Raw genomic sequence first — 9,779 nt, 5'->3', positions numbered from 1 at the left:
TCTTTCATTTAAACTTAAAATGGATAACAACCAAAACCAAGAAACGGTAAAAAACGTTTTTACAAAATACCTTGAAGAAAAAGGACATCGCAAAACGCCTGAACGTTATGCAATACTTCAAGAAATATACGAAAATCAAGAACATTTTGATATCGAATCCTTGTATATTAAAATGAAAAACAAAAATTATCGTGTTTCTCGTGCTACTTTATACAACACTATTGAATTATTATTAGATTGTAAATTAGTTCGTCGTCATCAATTTGGACAAAATCAAGCACATTATGAAAAGTCTTATTTTGATAAACAACACGACCATATTATTTTAACGGATACAGGAGAAGTTATTGAGTTTTGCGACCCACGTATTCAGCAAATTAAGCAAACTATGGAAGAAATGTTTGGAATTAATATAGAAACACATTCCTTATATTTTTACGGAACAAAAAAGAAATAAAAATACAGACAAATTAAATTTGTCTTTTCAATGCAAACAACACAAACAACAACACAATGAATGTAGATTTACTACTTGGATTACAATGGGGTGACGAAGGAAAAGGAAAAATCGTCGATGTATTAACTTCAAAATACGATATTATTGCGCGTTTTCAAGGCGGTCCGAATGCAGGACACACACTTGAATTTGATGGAATTAAACACGTTTTAAGAACCATTCCTTCTGGAATTTTTCATAAAAACAATGTAAATATCATTGGAAATGGCGTGGTAATGGATCCTGTGGTTTTTCAAACAGAAATTAAAGGATTAGAAAAATTTAATTTGGATGTTAAATCAAAATTATTTTTATCAAGAAAAGCGCATTTAATTTTACCTACACATCGTTTACTTGATGCCGCTTCGGAAGCTTCAAAAGGAAAAGCTAAAATTGGTTCTACTTTAAAAGGAATCGGACCTACATATATGGATAAAACCGGTAGAAATGGATTGCGAATTGGCGATTTAGAAATGGCTGATTTTAAAGAAAGATACCGTGCCTTAGCTGACAAACACGAAGCAATGATTGCTTTTTATGATGTAGATTTACAATATAATTTAGCCGAAATGGAAGCTGAATTTTTCGCAGCAGTGGAAGAATTAAAAACTTTAACTTTCATTGATTCCGAAGAATATTTAAACAAAGCATTAAAAGCAGGAAAAACTATTTTAGCAGAAGGTGCTCAAGGATCTTTATTAGATGTTGATTTTGGAACCTATCCTTTTGTAACTTCTTCTAATACTACTGCTGCTGGAGCTTGTACAGGTTTAGGAATTGCTCCAAATAGAGTAAAAGAAGTTTTCGGAATTTTTAAAGCGTACACCACTCGTGTAGGAAGCGGACCTTTTCCAACAGAATTATTTGATGAAGTTGGCGCCAATATGGCAAAAATCGGAAACGAATTTGGTTCAGTTACAGGACGTGCTCGTCGTTGTGGATGGTTAGATTTAGTGGCATTAAAATATGCTGTTGAAGTAAATGGTGTTACCGAATTATATATGATGAAAGGTGACGTATTATCTGGATTTGAAACGCTAAAAATTTGTACAGCATACAAGTACAAAGGAGAAGTTTTAAAACATTTCCCTTACAACATTGAACCAGAAAATGTGCAACCAATTTATACTGAAATGAAAGGTTGGCAAGCCGATTTAACAGGTATGACAACGTATGAAGAATTACCTTCAGAATTAAAGACTTACATCGAATTCATTGAAAAAGAATTAGAAGTGCCAATAAAAGTTGTTTCTGTAGGTCCTGATAGAACTCAAACAATTACAAGATAAGTTACAAAATTTTGTTATACTGAACTCGTTTAAGTATTACACATATTAAAACCGCAGATTCTCAGATGATCCAAAATCTGAAATCTGCGGTTTCTTATTTTTGATCTATTAAAATTCGCAAAATCTGTGTACCTATCAAAAAAACCATAAAATATTCTTAATACGCATTCATTATTCTACATTTTACTTAAATTTGACAAAAAATTGAGAAATTGAGAAAATATTTATATGCTGTCGTTTTGGTATTTACCATATGGTTTGGAAATGCTCAAACTACAAATCAACAAATTACTCCTTCTAATCCTAATGGGATAAAAATTTTGCATTCTGATTTTATCGATAAAAATCAAAATGAAATCCCGAGCGCCATTATTTTTACTGGAAATGTTCAAGTGCAACATAATGGTGTTCTTATAAATTGTAATAAAGCGTATCATTATACCGATGAAGATTACGTAAAAGCGTTTGGAAACGTAATATTAAACCAAGGCGATACTATTGTAATGAATAGCCGTTATGCGGAATACAGTGGGAAAACGCTTCAAGCATTTGCAACTGGAAATGTCAATTTGCGTTCGCCCGATTCTAATTTAACAACCGATACCATTCACTTTGACAGAAATAAACAAGAGGCTTATTTTACAAGTTGGGGAACTATAATAAACAAAGAAAATACTTTAAAAAGTAAATTTGGAAAATATATTATAAACAACAAAAAATACGTTTTCAAAACAGCAGTAACGGTTGTAAATCCACAAGTTACTATTAAAACTAATAATTTAGATTTTTACGACAACTCAGGTCACGCCTACGTTTACGGCCCAAGTACGATTACAAGTAAAGAAAATGTGATTAACACTACAAATGGATTTTATGACACTAAAAATGATGTTGGAAGGCTTTTAGATAAATCCAATATCGTTTATAACAATCGGAAAGTAGAAGGCGATATTATCAATTACGACCGAAAGAAAAATTTCGCTAAAGCTACCAATAACGTAAAAATTACGGATACAATTAATAATATGATTGCTACCGGACATTACGCAGAAGTATATCGAAATATTGGCGGCACCAAAAAAGATTCGATGTTTATTACCAAAAAAGCACTGGTAAAAACATTAGTAGAAAAGGATACTATGTATCTCCACGGAAAAAAAATATTGGTTACGGGTCCGCAAGAAGATAGAACTATAAGAGCTTTTAACAATGTTCGATTTTTTAAAACGGATATGAGTGGAAAATGCGATTCCATTCATTCTAATAATAAAACACAACTCACAAAACTTATCGGAAGACCTGTAGTTTGGAATGCCGACAATCAAATGACGGGCGACGTTATTCATTTAATAGGAAATAATAAAACCGAGAAATTAGATTCATTGAAAATACTCAATAATGCCTTTTTGGTTCAAAAAGATACGTTAAGTGAGGATAATTTCAATCAAGTGAAAGGGCAATTTTTATACGGAAAGTTTAGAGATAATAAATTATACGAAGTAGATTTAATCAAAAATACAGAGAAAATTTATTTTATGTATAACGATGAAAATGAAATGGTTGGAATTGATAAAGGCGTTTCAAGTAGTATCAATATGCAATTGGAAAACAACAAAATTTTAGAACTAACTTCATTCAAAAAAATTTTAAGCGATACCTATCCTGATAAAGAATTTCCAAAAAACGCAAGGCGACTTAGAGGTTTTATTTGGCGAATAGATGAAAAAATCACTTCTTTAGAGAATATTTTTCCAGAAGAAGAAAAAACCATTGACGAAAAAGTGAAAATCGAAACCAAGAAGAAAGAAAAAGAAGAGAAGAAACCAATGTCCGTGCTAAAAGAGACTACGGATTATGGAAAAAAAGTAGGAAGTAAAAAGGAAAAAGTGAAAAGTAAAAAGCAGTAAACTTCATCACCTTTAACCCTTCACCTAAAACACAAAAAAATGATAAACGATTTCTTTAAATATCAAGCACAAACCTCTCCTCACCCATTAGCTATGGAAATTTCTTATGCTAAAGGTTCTTATATTTATGATACTTCTGGAAATAAATATTTAGATTTTGTAGCAGGTGTTTCAGCGTGTAGTTTAGGACATCAAAATGAACGTGTAAATACGGCTATAAAAAACCAATTAGACAAATATTCTCACGTTATGGTGTATGGCGAATATGCCCAACATCCAGCAACCGAATATTGTAAATTATTAGCCGAGCATCTTCCCTATCCATTAAAAAAAACATATTTGGTAAATTCGGGTACAGAAGCTACCGAAGGTGCTTTAAAATTAGCCCGAAGAGTAACCGGAAGAAGCCAGTTTATATCTTGCCATAATGCGTATCACGGGAACACTATGGGAAGTTTAAGTGTAATGGGTTTTGAAGAACGCAAACAAGTATTTAGACCATTAGTTCCAGACGTTGATTTTATTACTTTTAATAACGAAGAAGATATCCAGAAAATTACAACAAAAACAGCGGGAATCATCTTAGAATCTATTCAAGGAGGCGCAGGATTTATTCAACCTCAAAACGATTTTCTTAAAAAAGTTAGAGCGCGATGCACTGAAGTTGGCGCGATGTTAATCATAGACGAAATTCAACCCGGATTTGGTCGTACTGGAAAATTATTCGGCTTTGAAAATTTCAATTGTGTTCCAGATATTTTAGTTATCGGAAAAGGAATGGGCGGCGGAATGCCTGTTGGCGCATTTGTAGCTTCTGAAGCACATATGGATTTATTATACGACAATCCGAAGTTAGGACATATCACCACATTTGGTGGACATCCTGTAATTGCAGCCGCTTGCTTAGCCACATTACAAGAAATTACTGAAACCAATTTAATGGCTGAAACATTAGAAAAAGAAATTCTTTTCAGAAAATTATTGGTTCACCCTTTAATAACAGAAGTTCGTGGAAAAGGATTGATGTTAGCTGCAATGACAAAAAACGCAAACATTACAAATGAAGTTATTTTACGATGTCACAAACGTGGACTAATATTATTTTGGTTATTATTTGAAGGAACAGCCATCCGAATTACACCTCCATTAACCATTTCCAATCAAGAAATTGTAGAAGGTTGTCAATTATTATTAGAAGTTATGGACGAGGTTCATACTTTGAATCTTTAAAACCTAAATATTAATTTTTTAAACACTGATTTGAGAAATTATAAAAATTAGTATAATTTCTCAAATCAGTGTTGCATAAAAACTGTATTTGAACTTAATTTTTGTTAATTAAATTGTTCAAAAGATACACTTGGCAAAGAATTTGCAAGCATTAAATTACGTAATTTTATTACTGTAACTTTTAAAAAGTTGTTGCTATGAATATGAGCCATAATGAAGAAGAGGAAGAAAACAAATTATCGCTTTCTAAATTCGAATCGATGCTAAAAACCAACAAGGTTTTCTTTTTTGATTCGGAAGAATTTGAAGATATTGTTTTGCATTATATGGATACTGGGCGCGTTAATTTAGCAAAAAAAGCACTACGCTTGGGCTTAGAGCAACATCCAAAATCTACAGGATTAAAACTGGTTCACGTTGAATTATTAATTTACGATGACAAAATTGAACAAGCTGAAAAAATCTTAAACGAAATCGCGTTATTAGAACCTACAAACGAAGAAGTTTTTATTCAACGTGCCAACATTTGTTCCAAAAGAGACCAACACGAAAAAGCTATTGAACATTTAAGAATTGCACTTCGATACACAGATGATGAAGCAGATGTATATTCTATGATTGGAATGGAGTATTTATTTATGGATAATTTAGAGTTGGCCAAAGAAAACTTTATTTTATGTTTAGATAACGATGAAGAAGATTATTCTGCACTTTACAATGTGGTGTATTGTTTTGACTTCTTAGACCAAAATCAGGAAGCAATAGTATATTTAGAAAATTTCATAGAGAAAAATCCTTATAGCGAAGTGGCTTGGCACCAATTAGGGCGCCAATTTTATGCCATTAAAAATTACGAAAAAGCCGTTTGGGCTTTTGATTATGCCTGTCTTATTGATGAAGGTTTTTTAGGCGCGTTTTTAGAAAAAGCAAAATCATTAGAAAAACTTCAGCACTATCAAGAAGCCATAGATTGTTATTTAATAACTATTGAATTAGATGATCCTACTTCATTTGCCTATTTGCGCATTGGAAAATGCTATGAAAAACTTGGAAATTCAGAACAAGCTTTAAATTTTTACTTAAAAACCGTTCACGAAGATCCTTTATTGGATAAGGCTTGGTTAGCTATAACTGATTTTTACATCAAACAAAAAGATTTCCAAAAATCATTATATTACGTAAATAAAGCAATTGGAATTGATGGTGAAAATCCACTTTATTGGAGACGATATGCTACCATAAATCAATACCTGAATTTCTTTGAAGAGGCAGAAGAAGGTTACAGAAAAGCGTTTGAAAACGGAGATGTAGAATTAGATAATTTTCTTTTTTGGAGTGATGTTTTATATGTTTTAGGCGAAGTAAATGCAGCCTTCGAAATCTTAAATCAAGCCAAAGAATTGTATCCAAATGAAGCCGAGATTTTATATCGTTTAGTAGGTTTATTCTACAATATTGAGGAGGAAACTAACGCCATCGAAGCATTAGAAACGGCTTTAACAACCGATTTTAACAAAAATTACATATTAAAAGATGCCTTCCCACACGTTTGGGAATGCGAAACTGTACAAAATAGTATTAAAAAACATACACTATAAGCCAATCTATGGAAATTATCGACTTTTTATTGCATTTTTTGAAAGATCCTTTAACCGTAATTACACAACTAATTGACCAATACAATACATTCATATATTTTATTTTATTTTTAGTAGTATTTGTAGAAACTGGTTTTGTTGTAATGCCATTATTACCAGGAGATTCGATGCTTTTTGCCATTGGTGTCATTGCTGCAACTACCGGAAAATTAAGTTTGGTGATTATAATTCCTTTGTTAATTTTAGCTGCTTTACTTGGTGACAATTTAAACTATTTTGTAGGCCATAAATTTGGTGAATTCATAAAAGAAAAAAAGAAAATACTTTTCTTAAAAAGAGAATATATTGAAAAAACGGAAGATTTTTTCAAAAAAAATGGAGGAAAAGCAGTGATAATGGCTCGTTTTGTGCCTATTGTAAGAACTATCGCTCCCTTTGTAGCCGGAGCTGGAAGTATGAAATATAGAAATTACATTCTGAATTGTATTTTAGGCGCTGTACTTTGGGTAGCAGGAATTACACTTTTAGGTTATTTTTTAGGACAATTTGAAATAGTGAAAAACAACTTTGAAAAATTAGTTTTAGGTATTGTTTTGGTTTCAGTATTGCCAATTTTCATTAAAATTTTCAAATCCAAATTTAACAAAGCATAACGGAAATGAAGCATAAATCACAAAAGAAACAGCGCAAGTTTGGACTTATTGGTAAAAACATAAGTTATTCTTTTTCTAAAAAATATTTCTCCGAAAAATTTATAAATAATCATTTTCATAACTGTGAATATGAAAATTACGATATTAAAACCATAAAAGAATTTATTGAAATTATTGATAAAACTAAAGGGTTGGTTGGGCTAAATGTTACCATACCTTACAAAGAATCTATTCTTCCATTTTTGGATAAAATTTCTAAAAACGCCAAAAAAATTGGAGCTGTCAATTGCATTTCTATATCCAAAAACAAAAAAATAAAAGGATACAATACCGATTTTTATGGGTTTAAAAAATCATTGAAACCCTTATTGAAAAATCATCACAAAAAAGCATTGATCTTAGGAACAGGTGGCGCCAGTAAAGCGGTAGCTTTCGCTTTAAAAAAACTAAATATCGAATTTGATTTTGTATCTCGAAATCCATCAGAATATGAAATTGGATACAACGAAATTAATGCAGCTATTTTTAATGAATATCAAATAATTATAAACACTACACCTTTAGGAACATTTCCTAATATTTCAGAATTTCCAAAATTAGATTATGCCTTATTTACATCAAAACACATTGCTTTTGATTTGGTGTATAATCCTGAAGAATCCGCTTTCTTAAAAAAAGCAAGAAAAGCCGGTGCAATTACAAAAAACGGACAAGAAATGCTTATAAATCAGGCTGAAAAAGCTTGGTTAATCTGGAACAAATAACAACTATTGTGATATTTTAGTACAATTTCTTTGTATTTCCCGCCTCTTTTGGTATCTTCGAGCCCTAAACTTAAGCATTAAAACATGTTAGAAGAATTGAATGATAACCTGCAACAAGCAGATGGACAAGAAGAAATAACTTCAATTGAAAACCAAACTCCTATTTCAGAAGAAACTGAATTAGAAACTCAAGTTTTGGAAGTAACTGAAAATGAAACGATTTCGGAAAAGTTAGAAGAAGAAACAACCGTTTCAGTACAAGATGAAATAGACAATCATTTGGCTGAATCAAGCGAAGAAGGTTCTATTGATACCGATTTAGAAATTGAAGTTAAAGATTACGAAAAACTTTCTTTAGAAGAATTAGTTGATGAATTGGCTTCTCTTGTAGGCCATGAAAAAGCCTTAGTTTTCAAAAATCAAATTGAAGATGTAAAAAAAGCATTCTTAAATCAATTTCATCAATTAATTGAAGAAAAAAGAGTTGCCTTTTTTGCTGAAAATGAAACTTCTACAGAATTTGAATATCATTCACCAATAAAAGTAAAATTTGATCAATTGTTAGATACTTTTCGTAACAAAAGAAATACAAATTTTAAAAATATTGAAAATCAATTAAAAAATAATTTAACTGAAAAAACTGCTTTAATAGAAGAATTAAAAGCATTAATTGCAAGTAACGATTCTAATATTTCAGAAATGTTTAAAAAATTCAACGACATTAGAGAGCGTTGGAAAAACTCTGGAGCTATACCAAAAGACAAATATAATTTAGTTTGGAATAATTTTCATTTTCATGTAGATAGATTTTACGAAATTGTTCATTTAGATAGAGAAATTAGAGATGCTGATTTTAAAAACAATTTAGAGCAGAAGTTAGAAATTATTGCCAAAGCAAAACTTTTAGTAGAATTACCAGATGTAACTAAATCTTTCAGAGAATTACAATTGTTACATCGTGTTTGGAAAGAAGAAATTGGACCTGTAGACAAAGAAAATAGAGAAAAAATTTGGCAAGAGTTTAGTGAAATTACTAAAATTCTTCATGATAAACGTGAAGCATTAGCGTCTCAATTTAAAGAAAAAGAGCAAGAAAATTTAACTCGCAAAAACGAAATTATTGCTGAAGTAAATGCATTAAGCACTGAAAAAGTTACCAATCACGGTGAGTGGCAAAATCAAATTGTAAAATTAGAAGCGTTACGCGATGCATTCTTTAAAGCAGGACGTGTGCCAGCAGAAGCTACAGAAGTTACTTGGAGTAATTTTAAAAATGCTGTTCGTGCTTTTAATGCTACGAAAAATTCATTTTATAAAGATATTAAAAATGAACAACATCGTAATTTAGAATTAAAATTAGCCTTAATTGAGAAAGCAAAAGCGAATATTGATACGGAAGATTTTGATGCTACCACTCCAATAATGAAGCAAATTCAAGAAGAGTGGAAAAAAATTGGACATGTACCAAGAAAAATCTCCGATGAAATTTGGGAAACGTTCAAAAAAACTTGTAATGCCTATTTTGATAGATTACACGAATCGAGAAAAGAAGAAATTGGTGTAGAAGTTGAAGCGTTTGAAAAGAAAAAAGAATACTTAGAAATCGTTCGTGCATTTGAATTAGTAGGTGAACATAAAACCGATTTAGACGCCATTAAAGCACATATTGCTGCATGGAAAGAATTTGGTAAAGTGCCTCAAAATCGTCGTCATATTGAAGGAAAATTCAATAAAATTTTAGATGCTTTGTTTGAAAAACTAAGTTTATCTAAAAAAGATTCTGAAATGATGAAATTTAGCAATCGTTTAGAGCAACTTTCGGAAGGAAACGACCAAAGAGCC

At 31.1% G+C, this 9,779-nt stretch carries 8 protein-coding genes; all 8 read left to right on the top strand.

What is annotated here, in order from left to right; translation table 11 throughout:
• Positions 1-19: 19 nt before the first annotated feature.
• On the top strand, positions 20-457 hold the full coding sequence (locus KA468_RS09610) for a Fur family transcriptional regulator (RefSeq protein WP_291242725.1): 438 nt from the start codon (positions 20-22) through the stop codon (positions 455-457).
• 56 nt (positions 458-513) lie between these two features.
• Positions 514-1,785 carry an adenylosuccinate synthase gene (locus tag KA468_RS09605; protein ID WP_291242723.1) on the top strand — a complete coding sequence of 424 codons (1,272 nt, stop codon included), beginning with the start codon at positions 514-516 and terminating at the stop codon, positions 1,783-1,785.
• A gap of 212 nt (positions 1,786-1,997) precedes the next feature.
• A complete protein-coding gene (locus KA468_RS09600; RefSeq protein WP_291242722.1) occupies positions 1,998-3,692 on the top strand; it encodes an OstA-like protein in 1,695 nt (564 codons plus the stop codon).
• A 39-nt stretch (positions 3,693-3,731) separates the two neighbouring features.
• Positions 3,732-4,922 carry an aspartate aminotransferase family protein gene (locus tag KA468_RS09595; RefSeq protein WP_291242721.1) on the top strand — a complete coding sequence of 397 codons (1,191 nt, stop codon included), beginning with the start codon at positions 3,732-3,734 and terminating at the stop codon, positions 4,920-4,922.
• A 203-nt stretch (positions 4,923-5,125) separates the two neighbouring features.
• Positions 5,126-6,520 carry a tetratricopeptide repeat protein gene (locus KA468_RS09590; RefSeq protein WP_291242724.1) on the top strand — a complete coding sequence of 465 codons (1,395 nt, stop codon included), beginning with the start codon at positions 5,126-5,128 and terminating at the stop codon, positions 6,518-6,520.
• An 8-nt stretch (positions 6,521-6,528) separates the two neighbouring features.
• Entirely contained in the window at positions 6,529-7,173 is a 645-nt protein-coding gene (locus KA468_RS09585) for a VTT domain-containing protein (RefSeq protein WP_291242720.1), read from the top strand.
• Between the two features lie 5 nt (positions 7,174-7,178).
• Complete coding sequence (locus KA468_RS09580; RefSeq protein WP_291242719.1) at positions 7,179-7,937, top strand: shikimate dehydrogenase; 759 nt, start codon at positions 7,179-7,181, stop codon at positions 7,935-7,937.
• Positions 7,938-8,021: 84 nt separating this feature from the next.
• Positions 8,022-9,779: DUF349 domain-containing protein (locus tag KA468_RS09575; protein WP_291242718.1), on the top strand; the 1,758-nt coding region annotated here is incomplete at its 3' end.

It is taken from the genome of Flavobacterium sp. (assembly GCF_017985075.1).
Lineage (GTDB): Bacteria > Bacteroidota > Bacteroidia > Flavobacteriales > Flavobacteriaceae > Flavobacterium.
Note: the sequence above shows the minus strand (reverse complement) of the source record. Positions and strands in the feature narration are given on the sequence as shown.